The 19,948-nt window shown below is 62.7% G+C and carries 18 protein-coding genes; 10 read left to right on the top strand and 8 right to left on the bottom strand.

Annotated features, from left to right (window positions below; genetic code table 11):
• The first annotated feature begins 303 nt into the window (after nucleotides 1-303).
• The gene (locus B5526_RS08005; RefSeq protein ID WP_079537717.1) at nucleotides 304-1,416 is read left to right on the top strand and encodes a hypothetical protein; all 1,113 of its coding nucleotides are present in this window, start codon (nucleotides 304-306) and stop codon (nucleotides 1,414-1,416) included.
• An 83-nt stretch (nucleotides 1,417-1,499) separates the two neighbouring features.
• Here the strand turns inward: B5526_RS08005 and B5526_RS08000 are convergent, their stop codons facing one another.
• The 6 genes from B5526_RS08000 to B5526_RS07975 all read right to left on the bottom strand — a co-directional run bounded on the left by B5526_RS08000 (nucleotide 1,500) and on the right by B5526_RS07975 (nucleotide 7,540).
• Nucleotides 1,500-2,000, bottom strand: coding sequence for a nucleoside deaminase (locus B5526_RS08000; protein WP_433994620.1), 501 nt, complete (start codon nucleotides 1,998-2,000; stop codon nucleotides 1,500-1,502).
• Nucleotides 2,001-2,157: 157 nt separating this feature from the next.
• On the bottom strand, nucleotides 2,158-3,690 hold the full coding sequence (locus B5526_RS07995) for an ABC transporter ATP-binding protein (RefSeq protein WP_079537715.1): 1,533 nt from the start codon (nucleotides 3,688-3,690) through the stop codon (nucleotides 2,158-2,160).
• Complete coding sequence (biuH, locus tag B5526_RS38635) at nucleotides 3,687-4,370, bottom strand: biuret amidohydrolase (RefSeq protein WP_079544793.1); 684 nt, start codon at nucleotides 4,368-4,370, stop codon at nucleotides 3,687-3,689. Before biuH ends, B5526_RS07995 begins: the two co-directional genes overlap by 4 nt.
• A 26-nt stretch (nucleotides 4,371-4,396) precedes the next feature.
• Nucleotides 4,397-5,323 carry an ABC transporter permease gene (locus tag B5526_RS07985; RefSeq protein ID WP_079537714.1) on the bottom strand — a complete coding sequence of 309 codons (927 nt, stop codon included), beginning with the start codon at nucleotides 5,321-5,323 and terminating at the stop codon, nucleotides 4,397-4,399.
• A gap of 1 nt (nucleotide 5,324) precedes the next feature.
• Entirely contained in the window at nucleotides 5,325-6,434 is a 1,110-nt protein-coding gene (locus tag B5526_RS07980) for an ABC transporter permease (RefSeq protein WP_079537713.1), read from the bottom strand.
• Complete coding sequence (locus B5526_RS07975; RefSeq protein WP_079544792.1) at nucleotides 6,431-7,540, bottom strand: BMP family ABC transporter substrate-binding protein; 1,110 nt, start codon at nucleotides 7,538-7,540, stop codon at nucleotides 6,431-6,433. The genes B5526_RS07980 and B5526_RS07975 overlap by 4 nt, the downstream gene beginning before the upstream one ends.
• 427 nt (nucleotides 7,541-7,967) lie before the next feature.
• Between B5526_RS07975 and B5526_RS07970 the strand changes: the two genes are divergently transcribed.
• The gene (locus B5526_RS07970) at nucleotides 7,968-9,248 is read left to right on the top strand and encodes an allantoate amidohydrolase (RefSeq protein WP_154071197.1); all 1,281 of its coding nucleotides are present in this window, start codon (nucleotides 7,968-7,970) and stop codon (nucleotides 9,246-9,248) included.
• 137 nt (nucleotides 9,249-9,385) lie between these two features.
• On the opposite strand, the gene B5526_RS07965 is transcribed toward B5526_RS07970, so the two are convergent.
• Complete coding sequence (locus B5526_RS07965) at nucleotides 9,386-10,309, bottom strand: LysR family transcriptional regulator (RefSeq protein ID WP_172841998.1); 924 nt, start codon at nucleotides 10,307-10,309, stop codon at nucleotides 9,386-9,388.
• A 147-nt stretch (nucleotides 10,310-10,456) separates the two neighbouring features.
• On the opposite strand from B5526_RS07965, the gene B5526_RS07960 reads away from it, so the two are divergent.
• Genes B5526_RS07960 through hpxZ form a run of 7 tightly spaced genes read left to right on the top strand, consistent with a single transcriptional unit; the run spans nucleotide 10,457 to nucleotide 17,157 of the window.
• Nucleotides 10,457-12,040, top strand: a complete 1,584-nt coding sequence (locus B5526_RS07960) for an ABC transporter ATP-binding protein (RefSeq protein WP_079537710.1) — start codon at nucleotides 10,457-10,459, stop codon at nucleotides 12,038-12,040.
• Complete coding sequence (locus B5526_RS07955; protein ID WP_079537709.1) at nucleotides 12,030-13,070, top strand: ABC transporter permease; 1,041 nt, start codon at nucleotides 12,030-12,032, stop codon at nucleotides 13,068-13,070. The genes B5526_RS07960 and B5526_RS07955 overlap by 11 nt, the downstream gene beginning before the upstream one ends.
• On the top strand, nucleotides 13,067-13,978 hold the full coding sequence (locus B5526_RS07950; protein WP_079537708.1) for an ABC transporter permease: 912 nt from the start codon (nucleotides 13,067-13,069) through the stop codon (nucleotides 13,976-13,978). The genes B5526_RS07955 and B5526_RS07950 overlap by 4 nt, the downstream gene beginning before the upstream one ends.
• 58 nt (nucleotides 13,979-14,036) lie before the next feature.
• On the top strand, nucleotides 14,037-15,116 hold the full coding sequence (locus tag B5526_RS07945) for a BMP family ABC transporter substrate-binding protein (protein WP_172841997.1): 1,080 nt from the start codon (nucleotides 14,037-14,039) through the stop codon (nucleotides 15,114-15,116).
• A gap of 30 nt (nucleotides 15,117-15,146) precedes the next feature.
• On the top strand, nucleotides 15,147-15,359 hold the full coding sequence (locus B5526_RS07940) for a DUF4089 domain-containing protein (protein ID WP_154071196.1): 213 nt from the start codon (nucleotides 15,147-15,149) through the stop codon (nucleotides 15,357-15,359).
• An 8-nt stretch (nucleotides 15,360-15,367) separates the two neighbouring features.
• Complete coding sequence (locus tag B5526_RS07935) at nucleotides 15,368-16,747, top strand: AtzE family amidohydrolase (protein ID WP_079537705.1); 1,380 nt, start codon at nucleotides 15,368-15,370, stop codon at nucleotides 16,745-16,747.
• 17 nt (nucleotides 16,748-16,764) lie between these two features.
• Nucleotides 16,765-17,157: an oxalurate catabolism protein HpxZ gene (hpxZ, locus tag B5526_RS07930; protein ID WP_079537704.1), complete on the top strand. Its 393-nt coding sequence runs from the start codon at nucleotides 16,765-16,767 to the stop codon at nucleotides 17,155-17,157.
• A 45-nt stretch (nucleotides 17,158-17,202) separates the two neighbouring features.
• Here the strand turns inward: hpxZ and B5526_RS07925 are convergent, their stop codons facing one another.
• On the bottom strand, nucleotides 17,203-18,522 hold the full coding sequence (locus B5526_RS07925; RefSeq protein ID WP_079537703.1) for a dicarboxylate/amino acid:cation symporter: 1,320 nt from the start codon (nucleotides 18,520-18,522) through the stop codon (nucleotides 17,203-17,205).
• 238 nt (nucleotides 18,523-18,760) lie between these two features.
• Here B5526_RS07925 and B5526_RS07920 point away from each other — a divergent pair, with 238 nt between their 5' ends.
• Entirely contained in the window at nucleotides 18,761-19,945 is a 1,185-nt protein-coding gene (locus B5526_RS07920) for an ABC transporter substrate-binding protein (RefSeq protein WP_079537702.1), read from the top strand.
• Nucleotides 19,946-19,948 lie beyond the last annotated feature (3 nt).

The following is a 19,948-nucleotide window of genomic DNA, read 5'->3' as shown; positions in this document are numbered from 1 at the left end:
TCGTGAGCGCTGTGGTTGTGTTTGTGCAGTGCCGTAACTTGGCGAAAAGCCAATCGAAATGGACATTTTCGTAAACCCTTCCGTTCGCCCGTGGCGGCGGATTGCAATGCGGTGATCGGCGCGCAAGACGCGGAAGCTGCCGATGGATCACCCGTTCGTGATGAAACATGCGGCATGCCTTGGAGAAACTTGAGGCTTCTCAGGCTTAACGAACGGCGCAAGTGTCACCGCAGCGGGCCTTGATCCATTCGGTTGCTGCAACTGGGCCTTGACCATTCGATCGTAAACTTGGGGGTACTCAGAATGTCTTATCGTCACGGAGCATTTGCAGCAGCGGCGCTGTCACTTGCCATGCTCGCACCAGCTGGCTTCGCCAGCGCCGCAGATTTGCCGGTCAAGGCCAAGGCAAAGCCGGTCCCTGAACTTCCGTTTTTCTTCGTGATCGATGACCGGGTGAGTTTCTCGTACATCTTCACTGCCGCCCAACCCGGCATGTTCACGGTCAACCCGAACGGCACGGTGAACAGCAAGACCGCAAAGCAGGTCTATTCGTTCACCCACTTCGACGCGTGGGCATACGGCACCAATTTCTTCACCATTTCGCTGTTCAAGTCGGACCATAACGATCCGGCTTCATCCTGCGCCGCGCCCGGGTTCACCATCACCGGAAATCCCGCGAACTGCGCCGGCGCATCGGAAATCTATGGCCTGTTCCGCTCGACATTCGGCTGGAACGAGATCTTCAACACCAAGGCCTTCAGCGTCGGGCCGTTGCATAACGTCTCGTTCGAAGTCGGCATGGACGCCAACGCCGAAAACAGGTTCTTTGGTGCGGCCAAGCGCGACGTCGTCGGCGGTCTGCAATTCGCCTTTGATCTTCCCTACAAGGGCTACTTCAACGTTGCTCCCTTGGTGTACTGGGAGTTCGCCAACCACAACGCATTCAGCCAGTGCAATCTGTTCCCCGGGCCCAACATTCCCGGACTGACCTGCAATGCGGACGGCAATACCAAGTTCAATGCGACGTGGGCGGTCGAAACCAACTACTACATGGATCTCGGCTTCTTCCCCGAGACCATGCAGTTCTTCTCGATCAGCGGCCGTGCCGCCTGGTATGGACCGAAGGGTGACTCGAACAGCCTTCCCTTCCTTTCGGGCCCGGGCCGGTTCTCTACCGCCTCCAAGACCGAGTTCAACTCCGAACCGATCCGCTTGACGTTTGACGCCAGTAAGGCTGCATGGGGCGCGAAATATAGCCACTTCGTTGACCTCTGGGTCGCCTATCGCTACTGGCAGAACAAGTTCGGCCTCGACCACAATGCGACGCCCGGCGTCTGTACGCTTGCGGCGAACGGTGCCAGCACCCACACCTGTACCGAATCCTCGCTCTATGCCGGTATCACTCTGAAGTTCTAACCGCCTGATCCTTCTCCAGGTGAAACGAATGGCGCCGCGATGAACTCGCGGCGCCATTTCCGTTTCGGCGATTTTGAAACGCGCTATTTCTTCCAGACGCCTTCGTGCAGCGCTTCCGCCTCGTCCTCCAGCAACGGGCCCTCAACCTCGGTCGGGCGCTGGCCGCTCTTGAAAACTTCGCGGCAGGGCAGGTCGAGCGTCGGATTTTCCGGGTGATTGCCGGTGACGCCGCGCAATCGATGTTCGCTCAGGCCATAGACCAGCCGGCCAATTCCCGCCCAGTAGATCGCGCCCGCGCACATCGCGCAGGGTTCGGCGGACGAATAGAGCGTGGCTTTCGCAAGCACTTCCGGGCTCAACGTCGTGCAGGCCAGCGTCGCCAGCAGGCGCTCGGCATGCGCGGTGCCGTCATGCGAAGGCATGTAGCCGTTCTCGGCCTCGATCAGCACGTGACCTGTTTGATCGACCAGGATGGCGCCGAAGGGATGATTGCCGTGGGTCATGGCGCGGCGCGCGACCTCGAACGACCGGCGCAGAAAATGCTCGTCACGTTCGGACGTACTCATGTTCGAAATGCTGTTCATGGTCGCCCCTCGCTGCGCTGATGATGAACTGTAGGACGGGTTGAGCGAATGCGAAACCCATCACTTTCGTTGAAGCTGCCGACGGGTTTCGCGGAGTTTGTTAGCGGGAGCGCATTCATGCGACCCGTCGGCTCAACCCATCCAAGCTGGATCGGTCCTAGTGCCCCGCCATGTGCCGGCCGATTTCGGTGAGGTCAGCCTCGCTGGCGCGGGTTTCATAAACCAATTGGCCGTGGAACATCACCACCAGCCGGTCGGACAGTTCCAGCAATTCGTCGAGGTCTTCGCTGACCAGGAGCACCGCGGCGCCGCGGTTTCGAGCCGCCATGATCTCGGCATGGATTTGCGCCACGGCGGCAAAGTCGAGACCAAAGCAGGGATTGGCGGCGATCAGCACTTCGACATCGCCGCCGAGCTCGCGCGCCAGCACCGTGCGCTGGACATTGCCGCCGGATAGTGCCGAGATCGGGGTGTCCGGCGTGCGGGTCTTGATCTTGTATTGCGCGATCTTCTTCTCCGCATCGTCGCGAAAGGCTGAGCGGTTGAGCCACCAGCCGCCGCTTGCGAACGGCGCGCGATCGAATTCGCGGAACGCGATATTGTCGGCGACGCTCATGCCGCCGACGCAGGCATTTTTCAGGGGCTCCTCCGGCAATAGCGACATCTTGTGCCGGCGCATTTCCTCACGGCTTGCGTGATAGACATCGCCAATTACCCTGATTTCGCCGCTTTCGGCCTCGCGCTGGCCGGCCAGCACCTCGACGAGCTGGCGCTGGCCGTTGCCGGAGACACCGGCGATGCCGACGATCTCGCCGCCGCGCACAGAAAGCGAAACGTCATGCACCGCGACCGCGCCGGCGTCGTCGAGCGCATTGAGTTTTTCCAGCTCCAGCCGTGCCTCGCCGACTTGCCCGACCCGGGCCGGCTGAATGGTCAATTCCTCGGCGCCGATCATCATGCGGGCCATGCTGTCCGGCGTGAGATCGCTGACTTTGCCGCTTCCTGCGAGCTTGCCGCGGCGAAGGATCGTCACCTCGTCGGCGAACGCCATCACCTCGCGGAATTTGTGGGTGATCATCAAGATCGTCAGGTCGCCGCCGACCACCATGGCGCGCAGCATCCCCAGCACTTCGTCGGCTTCGCCGGGCGTCAGCACCGAGGTCGGCTCGTCGAGAATGAGAAACCGGCGTTTCAGATAAAGCTGCTTGAGGATCTCGCATTTCTGCCGCTCGCCGGCGGAAATGTCCGAAACCCTGGCGTCGAGCGGCACCTTGAACGGCATCCGCGCCAGAAACGCCTCCAGCTCCTTCTTCTCCTTGGCCCAGTTGACCACCGCTGGGACATCGTTCCGCGCCAGCACCAAATTCTCGGCGACCGTCATCGCCGGCACCAGGGTAAAATGCTGATACACCATGCCAAGCCCGAGCACATGGGCCGCCTTCGGATTGGCGATGGTCTGTTCGCGGCCGCCGACCAGCACGTCGCCCTCGGTCGCGTGATAATAGCCCATGATGCATTTGACCAATGTGCTCTTTCCGGCGCCGTTTTCACCGAGCAATGCATGGAACGAGCCGGGACGCACTTTCAGTTCGACATTGTCGAGCGCGACAAATTCGCCGAACCGCATGGTCATGGCGACGGCATCGACGCCAAGTGGGCCGTCCGGCAGCGGCGTTTCGCCGATGATCACGACAGGGCCCCGATCAGGGCGGCGGAGGTCGCGACCGCGCCGAACACGCCGCCCTGCATCTTGATCATCTTCAGCGCGTGGTCGTGATTGCTCTTGTCGGTGGCGGCGCAGCAGTCCTCGACCAGGACGCATTCGAAGCCGCGGTCGTTGGCCTCCCGCATGGTGGTGTGAACGCACACGTCGGTGGTGATGCCGGTGAGCACGATGTTCTCGATGCCGCGCAGCCGCAGCATCAGTTCGAGATCAGTGGCGCAGAACGATCCCTTGCCGGGCTTGTCGATGATCGGCTCGCCCGGCAGCGGCGCCAGGTCGGGAATGATCTCCCAGCCGGCTTCGCCGCGAACCAGCACGCGGCCGCAGGGGCCGGGATCGCCGATCCCGGCGCCGATCTGGCGCGAGCGCCAGCGCTTGTTGGCGGGAAGGTCGGTCAGATCAGGGCGATGGCCTTCGCGGGTGTGGATGATATGAAAACCCTGCGCCCGCATCACGCCGAGCAGCCGCTTGATCGGCTCGATCGGGGCGCGGGTCAACGACAGGTCGTAGCCCATCTTGTCGACATAGCCGCCGACGCCGCAGAAGTCGGTCTGCATGTCGATGATGATCAGCGCGGTGTTTTCGGGGCGCAGATCGCCATTATAGGGCCACGCATAGGGTTCGGACTTTATGAAGCGCTCGGGCATGTCAGAGCCTCGTGTGTCGGTGTCGGTCATCTTGTGATCGAAAGTTCGGCCGGGGCGCCGGTGAGGGTCCGCTTCGGCGAGCAGGTGATGATCATGATCGCCAGCGTCAGAATGTAGGGCGCGGCGTTGAACAGATGATAGCCCGAGGTCACGCCGACCGACTGCAGCGCCGGTCCCAGCGCCGCGGCACCGCCGAAGGCGAGCGAGGCCCACAGACACAGCATCGGATCCCAACGCGCGAATATGACGAGCGCCACTGCCGTGATGCCCTGGCCGGAAGAGAGGCCCTCGTTCCAGCTGCCGGGATAGAACAGCGACAGGAACGAACCGCCGATGCCGGCGAGGAAGCCGCCGACCATGGTGGCCTTGAGGCGGATCCCAAGCACCGAATATCCCATCGCGCGCGCTGCGTCCGAGCTCTCGCCGGCGGTGCGGATCAACAGGCCCCAGCGCGTGGTCCGGAATGCCCAGTACAGAATGGGTGCCAGCGCGACGCCGATCAGGAACAGCACGTTGATGCGCAGCGCGGCGCGCACCTGCGCGATATCGCTCCACCAGCCGAAATCGATCGCGGGAAGCCGCGGCGCGGTCGGTTCGATCAGGGGTTTGCCGAGATAGAATGCTAGCCCCGTGCCGAACAGCATCAGCGCGATGCCGACCGCGATGTCATTGACGCGCGGCAGCGAGCAAATGCCGGCATGCAGCGCGCCGAGCAGGGAACCGGTCACGCCGGCGGCGAGCACGCCAAGCCAGGGCGAGCCGGTGAGATAGGAGATGCCATAGGCGCTCATCGCGCCCATCACCAGCGTGCCTTCGAGACCGAGATTGATGCGCCCCGAACGTTCGGTGATGCATTCGCCAAGGCTGACGAACAGAAACGGCGTCGAGACGCGGATGGCGCCGCCGAAAACCGCGAGGGGGACCGTCCAGAGCCCGATCGTGCCGTCCGCCATGTCAGAATTTCCCCTTCAGGAATCCAATGCGCCCGTAAACTGCGTCGCTTGCGAGAACAAAGACAAAAATGATCCCCTGCAGCACCTGCACCGAGGCATCGGGCAGGCCGAGCCGGCGCTGCAACAGGCCGCCGCTGGCGCTGATGCCGCCGAGCAGGATCGCAACCGGGATGATCGCAAGCGGATTCTGCCGCGCCAGGAAGGCAACGAGAATTCCGGTAAAACCGTAGCCGGCGGCAAGGTTGGCGTTGGTGCGGCCCTGCACCGCCGCGACTTCGACCATTCCCGCAAGGCCGGCCGAGGCACCAGCGAGAAAACAGATCGTCATGATCAGTTTGCCGACGCCGAGGCCCACGATCTTGGCGGCTCGGATGTTGCCGCCGGCAACGCGGGCGGCGAAGCCGAACACGGTGTGATAGATCAGAATGTAGGAGGCGATCGCAGCCACAATGCCGAACAGCAGTCCCCAATGCACGTCGGTGCCGGGGATCGATCCGATCATGTTGGCGGCGCCGATCTCATGCGTCGACGGCTTGTTCAGGCTGGTAGGGTCGCGCATCGCGCCCTCGACCAGATGGTTGAGGATCGCAAGCGCGATGTAGACGAGCAGCAGACTGGAGATTGTCTCGTTGACGCCGCGATATTGACGAAGGCCGCCGGAGAGCATGATCCAGAGTCCGCCGCCGATCATGCCGGCGGCAGCCATTGCCAGTTGTACCACCAAAGGCGGGGCCGATTGCATCACCAGCGCCGCGCTGGTGGCCGCGAGCGCGCCGATCAATAGCGCGCCTTCGCCGCCGATGATGACCATGCCGAGCTGCGCCGGCAGCGCCGTGCAGAGCGCGGTCAGGATCAACGGCGCTGCACGCGTCAGCGTGTTCTGCCAGGAAAACCAGGTGCCGAACGCGCCCTGGTACATATAGAAATAAAGATCGAGCGGGCTCTTGCCGAACAAAGCGACAAAAATCCCGAACACCCCGAGCGCGCCGACCAGCGCCGCACCCGGAATGAGGATGTATTCGATGGTCCCGCCATAGCGTTGCAGGAATCCCGCATCTGCGGCCGGAGAAATCTCGGCAGCTTCGACGGGATCTGCAACTTCTGCTGTCACGAAGTCGCTCCGATGACGCCCTCGACCAGATAGTCCATCTTTTCCAGCTCAGCGTCCTTCTGGCTCCGGTCGGTTCCGGCTGAAATCACGGTCTTGCCCTTGTTGTCCATGATCGGGCCCTTGAAGATGGTGTAGGTGCCGGCCGTGAGTTTTGCCTTGATGTCGTCGGCGTGCTTGCGCGCTTCCGCCGACACGGCTTCGCCATAGGGCGAAACCTTGACGATCTCTTCCTTCAGGCCGCCGCGGTAGAAGTTCGGGATGGATTCGCCGCTCGCGATCATCTTGACGAATTTCGGATAGAGCGCTTCCCAGTTCCACTCGGCGCCGGTCAGATAGGCCTTTGGCGCGAGCGGCGACTGGTTGACGTGATAGCCGCAAACCATCGCGCCGCGGCGCGCTGCGTTCTCGACCATGGTCTTCGGTCCGTCGACATGGCAGGTCAGGACGTCGACGCCCTGATCGATCAGACTGTTTGTTGCTTCGGCTTCCTTGACGGGCATCGACCAGTCACCGGTGAAGATCACTTGCGTCGTAGCTTTGAGATTTGCAAGTTTTGCGCCAAGCGTGAACGCGTTGATGTTGCGCAAGACCTGCGGGATCGGTTTGGCGGCAACGAAGCCGAGCTTGCCGCTCTTGGTCGAGTAACCGGCGACGATGCCGGAAATATATTGCGCCTCGTCGATATAGCCGAAATAGCTGCCGGCGTTCTTCGGGTCCTTGTCGGTCCACAAGCCGCCGCAATGCTCGAAGCGGAGCTTCGGAAACTTGTTCGCCGTCTTGATCATGTGCGGGTTGTAGTAACCGAACGAGGTCGGGAACAGCAGCGACGCGCCGTCGAGATTGATCATCGACTCCATGGTCTTTTCGACCGCGTCGGTCTCAGGCACCTTTTCTTCCTCGACCACTTTCAGGCCGGGCAGCTTCTTCAGTGCCGCCGCGCCCGCGGCGTGGGCCTGGTTGTAGCCATAGTCGTCGCGCGATCCGACATAGATGAAGCCGATCGTGGTATCGGCCGCGAGCGCGGACCGGGCACCCAAGGCCGTGCCAAGCGTGAGTGCCGCGCCGCCTTGCAAGAGATGTCGTCGTGATATCCTGCCAAAATCCATGTGCTTGCTCCTTTGGCGGCCGGACCGCCGCTGATTTCGCGGCTTCGCCATCCGGCTGAGCCCGAACCCCCTTGTCGCAATCTTCATGCCAGAGCCTTTTTACTAGGCAGATGTATCTTAAATATTTGAAATATATGATATATATTGCGATGCAGATTTTGGTGCAAAACTTATGCAGGCGTTGGCGGGATCAAAATTTAGGCTATATTTTTCAATTGTATGCAAGGGAGTTAAGCAATCCTTATCACCGTTTGGCCCTGGCGCGATGCAGCCAAGCGTCTAATCCGATGATTTGCCGGCGCAGGGCTGGTACCAGTCGGATGGTTCGGCACCTCCGGAATTCGCGTTTGCGCGCTGGCACCGAATTTGTATCGATCGTCCCTGCGGCACGTCTCGCCACCGGCGCGGCTTTCGTCATTGGAACAGCATGAGTGAAATGAATGCGGCAGGCGCCGGGCACCCAAACGCTTCGCTCGGCGAGGAAATCGTCGGCCGGATCAACGAACTGGCCGCGATCTCCGAAACGCCGGAGCATCTCGCACGCATTTTCCTGACCAAGGAGCATCGCGCGGCGGCCGACCTCATTCTGTCCTGGATGCGCGCGGCCGGAATGCATAACGCGCATCTCGATGCGATCGGAAATGTCTGCGGCCGCTACGAAGGCGAACGTCCGGGGCTGCCCTGCCTGATGCTGGGCTCGCATTACGACACTGTCCGCGATGCCGGCAAATGGGACGGCCCGCTCGGTTTGATCACCGCGATTTCCTGCGTCGCCGATTTGCACAAGAGAGCGCGCCGCCTGCCGTTCGCGATCGAAGTGACCGGTTTCGCCGACGAGGAGGGGGTGCGGTTTGCCTCGACCTTGTTAGGCAGCCGCGCGGTCGCGGGCACCTTTGTCGAGAGCGCGCTTGGCGTAAAGGACGAGGCCGGAATCTCGATGCGGGAAGCGCTTTTGAAATTCGGTCTCGACCCCGACCATATCGGCGCGGCGGCAAGGGCGCGCAGCGAACTACTGGCCTATATCGAACTCCACATCGAGCAGGGACCGGTATTGGAAGCGCAAAATCTTTCGGTGGGGGTCGTCTCCGCGATATCGGGCGCGACCCGGCTCGCGGCGAGCCTCGTCGGCATGGCCGGCCATGCCGGCACGGTGCCGATGGCGCATCGGCGCGATGCGCTGGCGGGCGCCGCCGAATGCATCGTCGCGATCGAGGAGTTTTGCAAGACCGACGAAGGCGGCCTGGTCGGCACCGTCGGCTATATCCACGCATCGCCCGGTGCGACCAATGTCATTCCCGGGCAGGTCTCCTTCACCGTCGATATCCGCGCCGCCTCCGATGCGCACCGCAAGCTCGCGGTTGCCGACATCGTCCGCCAGATCGAAGCGATTGCGAAGCGACGAAAATTGTCGCTGCAGGTCGACGTCACCCACGAAAACCGCACCGTGCCCTGCGCGCCGTGGCTCAAAAGCCAGGTGGCCGACGCCATCGCCGGTGAGGGTTTTCGCGTGTTCGAACTGCCGAGCGGGGCAGGCCATGACGGCATGGCGATGATCGACATCGCCGATGTCGGCATGATCTTCGTGCGCTGCCGCGGCGGCATCAGCCATCACCCGGACGAGCATGTCGAACTGGCCGACGCCGATGCCGGCGCGCGGGTGCTGCTGCGGCTGGTCGAGAATTTCCGGCCGCGCGGGTCGCGAGAATAACCACAGCGTATTCCGGTTCGGTCCGATCATGGCCGCGTGTCCACGGCCATATGATTCGAGACGCGCGGCGGCGCTTCTCACCATGCTGCGAACAGTCGATGCAAATCCAAATTTCGGGACTCTGGCCAGAACCGACTTCAAGCGTTCGAATTGCCGGCGGCAATATCGCGAATGGCGGCGCGCAACCATATCTGCAGCGGGTCTGTGTCGGTGCGGCGATGCCAGAACATTTGCGGGCTTACTTCGACGCCCGGCAACGGCGGATTCAATATCCGGATATTCGGCACCGGGCATAGACCCTTCACGATTCGGCTGGGCAAGGTGGCGATCAGGTCGGTTTCCGCGACCACAAACGGAACGCCGGCCGAACTGGGCAGCACTAGCACGATCCGCCGCCGCAATCCGCGCGCGCTCAGGATAGCATCGACCACACTGGTGCCGACACCGTCGGGCGATACCTGCACGTGTCCGGCGTCGACCAGATGCTCGGCCGCGGCGTAAGCCTCAAGGCTCATGGAATCCGGCAACGGGTTGTTCGGTCCTACCAGCGTGACCAACTGGTCGCTCCACAAGGGCTCGCCGGTCAGGTCGCCGGTTCTGTTTCCGAGCGGCGCAAAAGCGAGATCGATCTCGCCGCCGGCAAGTTGTCCGCGCAGGGACGAGCAGTCACTGGCCCGCACCTGCATGTCGACGCCGGGTGCGTATCGGCGCAGGTGCCGCACCAGCGCCGGCAACAGGTTCATGTGATAGAGGTCGATCGTGGCGATCTTTACGATGGCGCTGACCGTGGCCGGATCGAAGGCCGTCGGCAATGTCAGGGTTCGCGAAATGGCGGCCAGCGCGCCGTGTATAGGTCCGGCCAGTTCGAGTGCGCGCGCGGTAGGTTCCATGGCACGGTCGCGCCGCACGAACAACGGGTCGTCGAACAAATAGCGCAGGCGGTTTAGCGCCTTGCTCACCGCCGGCTGGGTCAGGCCATTGCGTTCGGCCGCGCGCGTGACGTTTCGTTCCGCCATCAGCGAGTCGAAAGCCACCAGCAAATTCAGGTCAACCGAACTCAAATTCCGTTCTGATATGGCGTGCATATCGCTTTGTCATTTCCCCAAGGTCGCTTGTTACGGCACCATTGCCGAAGTCCCGGATGGGGCGCGTCCCGCACCATTCCCCGCAAGCATTACGACCATCGCCGGAATTATCGAGCAAAATACATGCCAGCCAGCAGCCATACAGAAGCGGGTCCGCTGGGCGCCGGCACCCCCAATACCGGCGGACCGCCGCTCCTCGAGGCTCACGGGATCGTCAAGCGGTTCGGCAGTCTCTTGGCCAACGACATCACTTTCTTCGACGTTCGGCCGGGTGAGGTGATTGCCCTGCTGGGAGAAAATGGGGCCGGCAAGAGCACGCTAGCCAAAATACTCTATGGCTATTACGCGGCCGACGCCGGCGAAATCCGCGTCCGGGGCCTGCGCAAGGAGATTTCCTCGCCGCGCGATGCCCGTGCTCTGGGCATCGGCATGGTATTCCAGAATTTCACGCTGATTCCGGCCTTGAGCGTGTTCGAAAACGTCGCGCTGTTCCAGAACGATCTGCCCGCCATCATGCGGCGCGGCGATCTGCTCGCCCGCATGCGGTCATATTCCAAGCGGTTTCAGATTGCCGCCGATCCGCGGCAACCGGTGCGCGAGCTCGCGGTCGGCGAGCAGCAGAAAGTGGAGATCCTCAAACAGGTGCTTGCCGGCGCCCGCGTCCTGATCCTGGACGAGCCGACAAAGGTGCTGGCTCCGCAGGAATGCGACGGCCTGTTCCGAACCATCGCGGAACTGCGCGCGGAGGGTTTTGGCATTGTTTTGATCACGCACAAACTGCGTGAGGTACTCGACTGCGCCGACCGCATCGCGGTGATGCGGCAAGGCCGCGTTGTCGACATCGTCGATCGCGCCACTGCCTCGCAGGAAGGCTTGCTCGAACTGATGTTCGAGGGCGCGCTTGCGGCGCCGCCGCGGCCGGCCGGCATCTCTGCCCAACACGGCGGCGCTGCCGTGCTGGCACTTAAGGGTGTCTCGACATTGGCGGGCGCCGGCGGCACGGCGCTGCGCGATCTGTCGATCAACATCCGTCCCGGCGAAATCGTCGGCATCGCCGGCGTCTCCGGTAACGGCCAGCGTGAACTCGGAGAACTCATTCTCGGCTTACGCCAGCCGCGAACCGGAACCAAGCTGTTGTGGGGCGAGGACGCCTCACGCTGGTCCACCGCGACGGTTCGCGAGAAGGGCGTTGCCTCCATTCCGGACGATCCGTTTGCGCTTGCCTGCGTGCCGCAATTGACGGTGAGAGAAAATCTCGCGCTCGGCACTGGCGGGCGCTATCGCGCCGGCCTTGCATTGGATTGGCAGAAGCTCGACGGCGACATGGCTCGCAGTTTTGCCAAGCTCGGCTTTCCGCGCCCCCATTTCGAGGCCCGTGCGGCGACGCTGTCCGGAGGAAATCTGCAGCGGGTGGTGCTGGCGCGCGAATTGGCGCACGACCCGAAACTGATCGTCGCGCTCTACCCGACACGCGGACTGGACGCGCGTAGCACCATGACGGTGCGCGCGCTGCTTACTGGTGCGAGGGCCGACGGCGCCGCGGTGCTGCTGATGTCGGAGGATCTTGACGAGTTGTTCGCCATGAGTGACCGGCTGCTGGTGCTCTATCGCGGCGCCATCGCAGGCGAGTTCGACCCGGCGGATTTCCGCTCCGAGACGGTGGGCCCGCCGATGGTGGGCGCGGGGAGGCATTCCGATGCAGCGTAGCGCCGCGCTTTGCCTGGAAACGGCGCTCGCGGCCGCCTCGCGCTTTGCGTTGATCGCGCTGATCGCATTCGGCGCCTTTGCCGCGCTGCTGGCAGCGGCCGGCATGAATCCGATCAAGGCCTACCTCGATACGATCCTTTACGTTTTCGGCAACGCCTACGGATTTTCCGAACTGCTGGTGCGCATGATCCCGTTGCTGCTTACCGCGCTCGCGGCAGCGTTGCCGAGCCGGATGGGCCTGATCAATGTGGGTGGCGAGGGCCAGCTCTATATGGGGGCGTTGCTCGCCACTGCCGGCGCGCTCGCGCTCTCCGATCAGCCCGCGTTCATCTTGCTGCCGGTCTTGACCCTGCTCGGCTTTGTTGGCGGCGGACTATGGGCGCTAATCGCGGGCGCGCTGCGAGCGTTGCGTCTTGTCAACGAAACCATCTCGACATTACTGCTCAACTACATCGCACCAATGATTGTCAGCTTCTTCATCTTCGGGCCATGGCGTGATCCGCAGAGTTCTTCCTATCCGCAGTCGCCTGCTTTTGCCGATGCGGCACGGCTGCCGAGCTTTCTGCATACGCGCATCAATGCCGGATTGATCTACGCGCTGGTTTGCCTGGTGCTTTACTGGTTATTGATGACGCGCACGCGCTGGGGCCTGGAAATGCGGGCGATCGGGGGCAATCCGGAAGCCGCACGGCAGCTTGGCCTCCCGGTGTTCGGCTACATCCTCGTGGTGATGTTCGCTGCCGGCGGCGTTGCCGGCCTCGCCGGGATGGTCGAAGTGAGCGCGATCCAAGGACGGCTGGTGTCTGAGCTATCGCCCGGCTACGGCTTTATTGGCTTCCTTGTCGCATGGCTTGCCGGCACCAGCGCCGGTGGCATCGTGCTGATGGCGTTTCTGTTCGCCTTCATCAGCTCGGTCGGCGACATTCTTCAGATCACCCAAGGTCTCCCGTTCGCGGTCGTCAACGTGCTGATGGCAACCATTCTATTCGTCGTACTCGGACGGCGGCCGGCGGGGAGCCTGGTGCGATGAACACCGTTCTTGCCGGCGTTGTTGCCAGTTCGATCCTGTCGGGCACGTCGCTGCTCTATGCAACGCTTGGCGAACTGGTCGGCGAGCGCGCCGGTATTGTCAATCTCGGACTTGAAGGCATCATGTTGATCGGCGCCGCCACCGGCTTCGCGCTGACCGCGCTGACCGGCAATCCCTATATCGGATTGATCGCCGCCGCGTTCGCAGGCGCCGCGGTCAATCTGATTTTTGCCTATCTGGTTATCGAGCGCCGGGCCAATCAACTTGCCACCGGCCTCTGCCTGATGTTTTTCGGACTTGGCCTGAGTGCGTTGATCGGCCGTCCCTTCGTCGGCGCGCTGATCGGCGGATTGCCGCGGCTGCATTGGTACGGTCTCGCCGCCAACGGCGCCGCCGCGCGGCTATTGAGTTACGACATCCTGGTCTATCTCGCGGCGCCGACCGCAGGTTTGATCTGGTGGCTCCTGTTCCGGACCCGCTGGGGTCTGGTATTGCGCGCGGTAGGTGAAAATCCGGCCTCCGCGTTTGCCGCCGGCTACCGGCCGGCGTCCGCGCAGTACCAGGCGCTGGCGCTGGCCGGGTTTATGGGCGGCATCGCCGGCGCGCACATTTCGATCGCAGTTACCCGCACCTGGGCCGAAGGCATGACGGGCGGGCGCGGCTTCATCGCCATCGCACTGGTTATTTTCGCCCGATGGAATCCGCTTTTGGCAATCGCCGGTGCGCTGTTGTTCGGAAGCGCCGAGGCATTGCAGTTGCAGCTTCAGGCGGCCGGCGCCGACGTGTCGCCGTTCCTGATGAACATGGTGCCGTATTTGCTCACGCTACTGGTCCTCGTTGTGTGGGGATGGAACCGCCAGTCGGTCGCGCCGGCGGCGTTGGGGCGAACTTTCTTCGGTGTGGAGTAGCACGCAGTCGAACGCAGCTGTGACGGCAAAACGCCGCCGCAGCCAAATGGAGGGTAAGATGAAGCGATTGATGGCTTTAGGAATTGCGTGCGCGGCTCTCGCAGGCCTGTTCGCCATGGGCCCGGCTGTGGCCGAGGACAAACCGCTCACGGTTGGCGCGATCTATGTCGGCAGCGTCAATGACTACGGTTACAACAGGGCCATGAAGGACGGCCTCGAGGAGATGAAGAAAAACATTCCGGGTCTCAAGCTGATCGAGGCGGAGAACGTTCCCGAGACGGCTGAATCGGAGCGGATCATGGAGGGGATGATCCAGCAAGGCGCCAAGCTGATCTTTGCGACCAGCTTCGGCCATCAGCAATTCGCGTTCAATCTCGCCAAGACCCATCCCGATGTCGTGTTCGAACATGCCGGCGGCTGGATGCAGGCGCCGAATTTCGGCAACTTTTTCGGCGCTACCCAGTCGGCCTGGTATCCGATGGGCGTCGCGGCCGGCAAGATGACCAAGTCGAACACGCTCGGCTTCGTGGTCGGCGTACCAATCGGTTATGCGCTCGGCAACGTCAACGCCTTCGAAATGGGCGCGCGGTCGGTCAACCCGAATGCCGTGACGCGCGTCGTCGTTACCGGCGGCTGGTCGGACAAGGCCAAGGAAGCCGTCGCCGCCAACGCGCTGATCGATCAGGGCGCCGACGTCGTGACCATGCATGTGGATTCGCCGGCGACCATAATCCAGACCGCCGAAAGCCGCGGCGTCTACTCGATCGGATTTCAATCGACCGAAGCCAGGGCGCTGGCGCCGAAGGGCTGGCTCACGGGCCTCGGATTCACCTGGGGGCAGTTCATGACGGCGACTGCAAAAAGCGTGATCGCCGGTACGTTCAAGCCGGCGATGGTTCGGTTGGGGCTCGGTGAGGGGATGATGGCGGTGGCGCCGTTCGGGCCTGCGGTTCCACCCGATGTGCGAGCGCTTGTCGAAGCTTCGGCCGCCAAGATCAGCGGTGGATTCAATCCCTTTACCGGACCGATCACCGACAACAGCGGCGCGGTGCGGATCAAGGACGGCGAGTCCTGGGGCGGCGACAAAATGGGAAGCTTTGATTGGTACGTGGAGGGCGTAATCGGCAAGGCAAAGTAATCGGTATCTGCCGGAACCATGGAGCGCAAGATGACCGACCCGTCGACACCTCCGATCGATCTGCAACGTTATGTGGCTGCAACAGCGGCCGCGATCGGACTTTCGATCGCGCCGGAGGACATGCCGGCCGTCGTCGGCGTGTTTGCCAATCTGGCGCGCGTTGCGGCGCCGCTGATGGAGTTTCCGCTGCCACCGGATGCCGAGCCGTCGCCGGTTTTCATGGCCGGCGGATTGCGGCGGTAACCGGGCCCATGGCAAGCGTTATCGAAACTTCCGCAGCTGTTCGCGCCGGCCGGCAAATCGCGGTGGAGGTCACGCGCGCCAATCTCGATCGAATTCACACGCTCGACAGCTCGATCAACGCATTTACCGCAGTCACCGCGGACCGCGCCCTTGCCGCGGCGGCACGCATCGATGACTTGGTCCGATCTGGCCGCGACCCCGGCCCGCTTGCCGGCGTGTCTTTCGCAGTCAAGAATCTTTTCGACGTCGAAGGCATCACGACAATCGCCGGCTCGCGCATCGATGCGACTCTGCCACCGGCAACGCGCGACGCGACGCTGGTGGCGCGCCTTGAAAGCGCCGGCGCGGTTTTGGTCGGCGCACTCAACATGGACGAATATGCCTTCGGCTTCTCTACCCAGAACAGCCATTATGGGCCGACGCGCAATCCGCACGATTTGTCACGCATCGCCGGCGGCTCATCCGGCGGTTCGGCGGCGGCCGTCGCCGCCGGTCTGGTGCCGATGAGCCTGGGCTCCGATACCAACGGCTCCATCCGCGTACCGGCGGCATTGTGTGGCGTGTTCGGTCTTAAGCCGACCTATGGCCGGTTGAGCCGGGCGGGCACCCGCCTGTTCGCGGCCAGCTTGGATCATGTTGGTCCGTTCGCCCGCTCGGTCGGTGACATCGCCGCGGTTTACGACGCGCTGCAGGGCCCAGATCCAGCCGATCCGGTTTGTGTGGGGCAGCCTATCGAGCCGATCGCCTCAAGGCTCGATCAAGGCATGGATGGTTTGAGGGTTGCCCTTGCAGCCGGATACTTCAGCAGCGCCGGTCATCCGGAAGTCTTCGCCGCGACGGAAAGGGCCGCTTCCGCTCTCGGCGTCGTGCGGCGTGTCAATTTGCCCGAGCCCGCGCTGGCGCGCGCGGCGGCCATGGTCATCACAGCGAGCGAAGGCGGCGAATTGCATCTTGCCGATCTCAAGGCCCGGGCCGACAGCTTCGATCCGATGACAAGGCCGTTGTTCCTGTCGGGAACGCTGGTGCCGGCGGCCTGGTATGTGCGCGCGCAGCGCTTTCGCCGCTGGTATTGCAGTGAGCTTGAAGCGCTGTTCCGCGACGTCGACGTGATCCTCGCGCCCGCCACGCCTTATCCGGCGTTTCCGATCGGCCAACGCATGATGGAGGTGGACGGGCGGCAACTTCCGGCCGCGGGCCATCTCGGCGTTTTCACCCAGCCATTGTCCTTCGCCGGCTTGCCGGTTCTGGCCGCGCCGATCGCGGGGTCGGGCACATTGCCGATGGGCATACAGATCGTCGCGGCGCCATGGCGTGAGGATCTGGTGTTGCGGGTGGCGGCGGCGGCGGAGGCTGCCGGTGTGCTGGCGCCGCCGCCGGTACGATTCTAACTGTGGAAATACTGTGCATGTTTGAGATCAATCTTCCCGAAATTGTTGCCGAAGTAGCATCGGCTTTCGCGTGCTACGAGCGGGCCCTTGTTGCCAATGATGTTGCGGCGTTGGATCAGCTCTTTTGGATGAGCTCCTACACGCTCCGCTACGGCGTGGCGGAAAACCTCTACGGTTACGACGCTATCGCCAATTTCCGCGCAACCCGGCCCCCGATCAACATGACGCGCCGCCTGATGAACACTGTCATCACGGCATACGGCCGTGATTTCGCGACCGCCAATACCGAATTTCAACGCGAAGGTTCGACAGTAACCGGCCGGCAAAGTCATGTGTGGCTGCGCACGCCGGAAGGCTGGCGCATCGCCGCGGCGCATGTAAGCCTGATGCCGAAGCAAGCGGGCGCTTGAGGCGCGAGGACCTCCGCCAACACGAGGGATTTATGGGTTCACCCCCTAGCCCGCCGTCACGTCGACCAGTTCCTCGCCGTCGAGCACGTGCCTTGCCTTGTCGCGGTCGAGGTCGCCTTCCCAGGCGGCGACGACGACGGTGGCAACGCAGTTGCCGATCAGATTGCCGAGCGCGCGCGCCATGCCGATGAACCAGTCGACTGAGAGCACCAGCACGAGCCCGATCGCAGGGATTGACGGCACCGCGTTCAAGGTCGCAGCCAAAATCACGATCGCCGAACCGGGGACGCCATGCGCGCCCTTGGAGGTGATCAGCGACACGCCGAGCACCAGCAACAAATCGCCGAACGACAGCGGTGTGTTGGTCGCCTGCGCGATGAACACCACCGCGAGCGTCAGATAGATCGAGAACGCATCGAGGTTGAAGGAGTAGCCGGTCGGGATCACGAGGCCTACGACGGAGTCCTTCACGCCCATCCGCGTCAGCTTGCGCATGATCTGCGGCAGCACGGCGTCCGACGACGCGGTCGCCAGCACGATCATCAATTCCTCGCGCAGATAGCTTATGAATTTGAGGATATTCAATCCGGCGAGCGCCATCACGCCGCCGAGCACGCCAAGCACGAAGATCGCGAGCGAGACGTAGAACAAGGCTACCAGCGAGACCAGTTGCTTGAGCGAGCCGACGCCATATTGTCCGACCGTATAGGCGACCGCGCCGAGCACGCCGAGCGGCGCGACGCGCACGATCAGTCCCATCGCGCGGAACAGCACGGTCGATACCGCGTCGATCAGCGAGGTGATCTTCTCGCCCTTTTCTCCCCCGACCAAGGCGAGGCTGACGCCGAAGATGATCGCGAAGAACAAGACCTGCAGCACGTCGTTGCGCGACAGTGCGTCGAACGAGGTGGTCGGGATGATGTTCAGGAGGAAGCTGCCGACGCCGGCGCCCGCGAGCTTATGGGCGTTTTCGGCATGGGTGTTGAGCGCCTTGGCATCGAGCGTCGAGGGATCGATGTTCATGCCGTGGCCGGGGCCGAACAGATAGGCGAGCAACAGGCCGACGATCAGCGCCACCGTGGTCATGGTTTCGAAATAGACCAGCGCCTTGACGCCGACCCGACCGACCTTTTTGAGGTCGCCGGCCCCGGCAATGCCATGCACGACCACGCAGAACACGATCGGCGCGACGATCATCGAGATCAGCTTCAGAAAGGCGTCACTGAAGACTTTCAAGTTGACGGCAAAGTCCGGAACCGCCATTCCGAGCACGATCCCCAGGATCAGCGCCGCCAGGACCTGAACAAATAGCGACGTGTACAGCGGCTTTCGCGCAACAGGCGCAGTGGTGGTGATGGTCGTCATCGAGCGCTCCCCCTCGGTTCAGGATATCTTGGGTGACAAACTAGCAACAAGCGTGCCAGCGGTCGCCAGACCGCCCGCAAGACGGCGGTGCCGTCGTCAAAGAAAGTGCTGAAATGCAAGGTGTTTTGCAGCGGTGTTGGCATACGGTTTGCTTTGAATTGGCGAGGGAGAATGACGCCCCTCCAGGGCTCCATGAGAAGTCTCCGAAAGCTAGTCTTCAAGAACAGGAGTTTCTTAAATGCCGACAAATCTGACACGCCGCCAAGCGATTGCTCTACCCGCCGGGATCGCGTTGGGGAGCCTCATCGGCGGCCCCGCCGCGGCAGCGGAACCCGTCAAAATCGGCCTGGTTGCCGCGCTTTCCGGACAATCCGCAAAGTCGGGCGAGGGGATTACGCGAGGGCTTACGATAGCAATCGACGAGATCAACGCGCGGGGCGGTGTCTTGGGCGGGCGCATGCTCGAACTGGTGCGCCGCGACGACGAGTCAAACCCGGCCAAGGGCCAGACCGCGGCGCGGGAGTTGATCGACAAGGAGGGCGTCGTCGCCCTGTTCGGCGGCATCGATAGTCCGGTTTCGCAGGCGATCGTGCCGCTGGTGAACCAGGCGCAGGTGCCGTTCATGGGCGTGTGGGCGGCCGCGACGAACATCACCCGCAACGGCGCCAATCCAAACTTCGTGTTTCGCGTCTCGGCGGTCGACGTGCTCGTCGACCGCGCGCTGATCAAGCACGCGATGACGACCTTCAGCGCCAAAACCCCTGGATTGATGCTGGTCAACAATGGCTGGGGCGAATCCAATCTCGCCGGCCTCACCGCTGCGGCCGAAGCTGCCGGCATCAAGCTTGCGGGTTCGGAAAAGTTCGAAGACAAGGATGTCGATATGACGCCGCAACTGCAGCGGTTGCGCGAGGCCGGCGCCGACACCGTGATCCTGGTAGGCAATGCCGCCCCGGGCGCGCAGGTGGTAAAATCGCTGCAGAAGTCGGCGTGGACGGTGCCGGTGGTTTCGCACTGGGGCATCTCGGGCGGACGTTTCCCGGAGCTTGCGGGATCCTGGGCGGGCAAAGTGCATTTCGTCCAGACCTACAGTTTCTTCGGACCGCAGAACGATATCGGCAAGAAGGTGCTCGCGGCGCTGATGGCAAAATATCCTGACATCAAAGGCCCCGGTGATGTCACGCCGCCGGTCGGTGTCGCCAATGCTTATGATGCCATGCAATTGACCGCGCTCGCGCTCGCCAAGGCCGGCTCGACCGAAGGTCCAAAACTGCGCGAGGGATTTTTGGGCATCGAAAGCTACCAGGGCCTGATCAAGAGCTACACAAAACCCTTCACCGATGCGAACCACGACGCTCTGAACGAGAACGACTACGTCATGGTCCGTTACAACGGAGATCAGATCGAGCCCATCACGGGCTGAGCG

This window comes from Bradyrhizobium lablabi (genome assembly GCF_900141755.1).
GTDB classification, from domain to species: domain Bacteria; phylum Pseudomonadota; class Alphaproteobacteria; order Rhizobiales; family Xanthobacteraceae; genus Bradyrhizobium; species Bradyrhizobium lablabi_A.
Note: the sequence above shows the minus strand (reverse complement) of the source record. Positions and strands in the feature narration are given on the sequence as shown.

Bases quoted from the DNA above. Each gene is read 5' to 3' on its own strand.
- B5526_RS08005 (WP_079537717.1), top strand. From the start codon at position 304: ATGTCTTATCGTCACGGAGCATTTGCAGCAGCGGCGCTGTCACTTGCC.
- B5526_RS08000 (WP_433994620.1), bottom strand. From the start codon at position 2,000: ATGAACAGCATTTCGAACATGAGTACGTCCGAACGTGACGAGCATTTT.
- biuH (WP_079544793.1), bottom strand. From the start codon at position 4,370: ATGCCCGAGCGCTTCATAAAGTCCGAACCCTATGCGTGGCCCTATAAT.
- B5526_RS07985 (WP_079537714.1), bottom strand. From the start codon at position 5,323: ATGGCGGACGGCACGATCGGGCTCTGGACGGTCCCCCTCGCGGTTTTC.
- B5526_RS07975 (WP_079544792.1), bottom strand. From the start codon at position 7,540: ATGGATTTTGGCAGGATATCACGACGACATCTCTTGCAAGGCGGCGCG.
- B5526_RS07970 (WP_154071197.1), top strand. From the start codon at position 7,968: ATGAGTGAAATGAATGCGGCAGGCGCCGGGCACCCAAACGCTTCGCTC.
- B5526_RS07960 (WP_079537710.1), top strand. From the start codon at position 10,457: ATGCCAGCCAGCAGCCATACAGAAGCGGGTCCGCTGGGCGCCGGCACC.
- B5526_RS07955 (WP_079537709.1), top strand. From the start codon at position 12,030: ATGCAGCGTAGCGCCGCGCTTTGCCTGGAAACGGCGCTCGCGGCCGCC.
- B5526_RS07950 (WP_079537708.1), top strand. From the start codon at position 13,067: ATGAACACCGTTCTTGCCGGCGTTGTTGCCAGTTCGATCCTGTCGGGC.
- B5526_RS07945 (WP_172841997.1), top strand. From the start codon at position 14,037: ATGAAGCGATTGATGGCTTTAGGAATTGCGTGCGCGGCTCTCGCAGGC.
- B5526_RS07940 (WP_154071196.1), top strand. From the start codon at position 15,147: ATGACCGACCCGTCGACACCTCCGATCGATCTGCAACGTTATGTGGCT.
- B5526_RS07935 (WP_079537705.1), top strand. From the start codon at position 15,368: ATGGCAAGCGTTATCGAAACTTCCGCAGCTGTTCGCGCCGGCCGGCAA.
- hpxZ (WP_079537704.1), top strand. From the start codon at position 16,765: ATGTTTGAGATCAATCTTCCCGAAATTGTTGCCGAAGTAGCATCGGCT.
- B5526_RS07925 (WP_079537703.1), bottom strand. From the start codon at position 18,522: ATGACGACCATCACCACCACTGCGCCTGTTGCGCGAAAGCCGCTGTAC.
- B5526_RS07920 (WP_079537702.1), top strand. From the start codon at position 18,761: ATGCCGACAAATCTGACACGCCGCCAAGCGATTGCTCTACCCGCCGGG.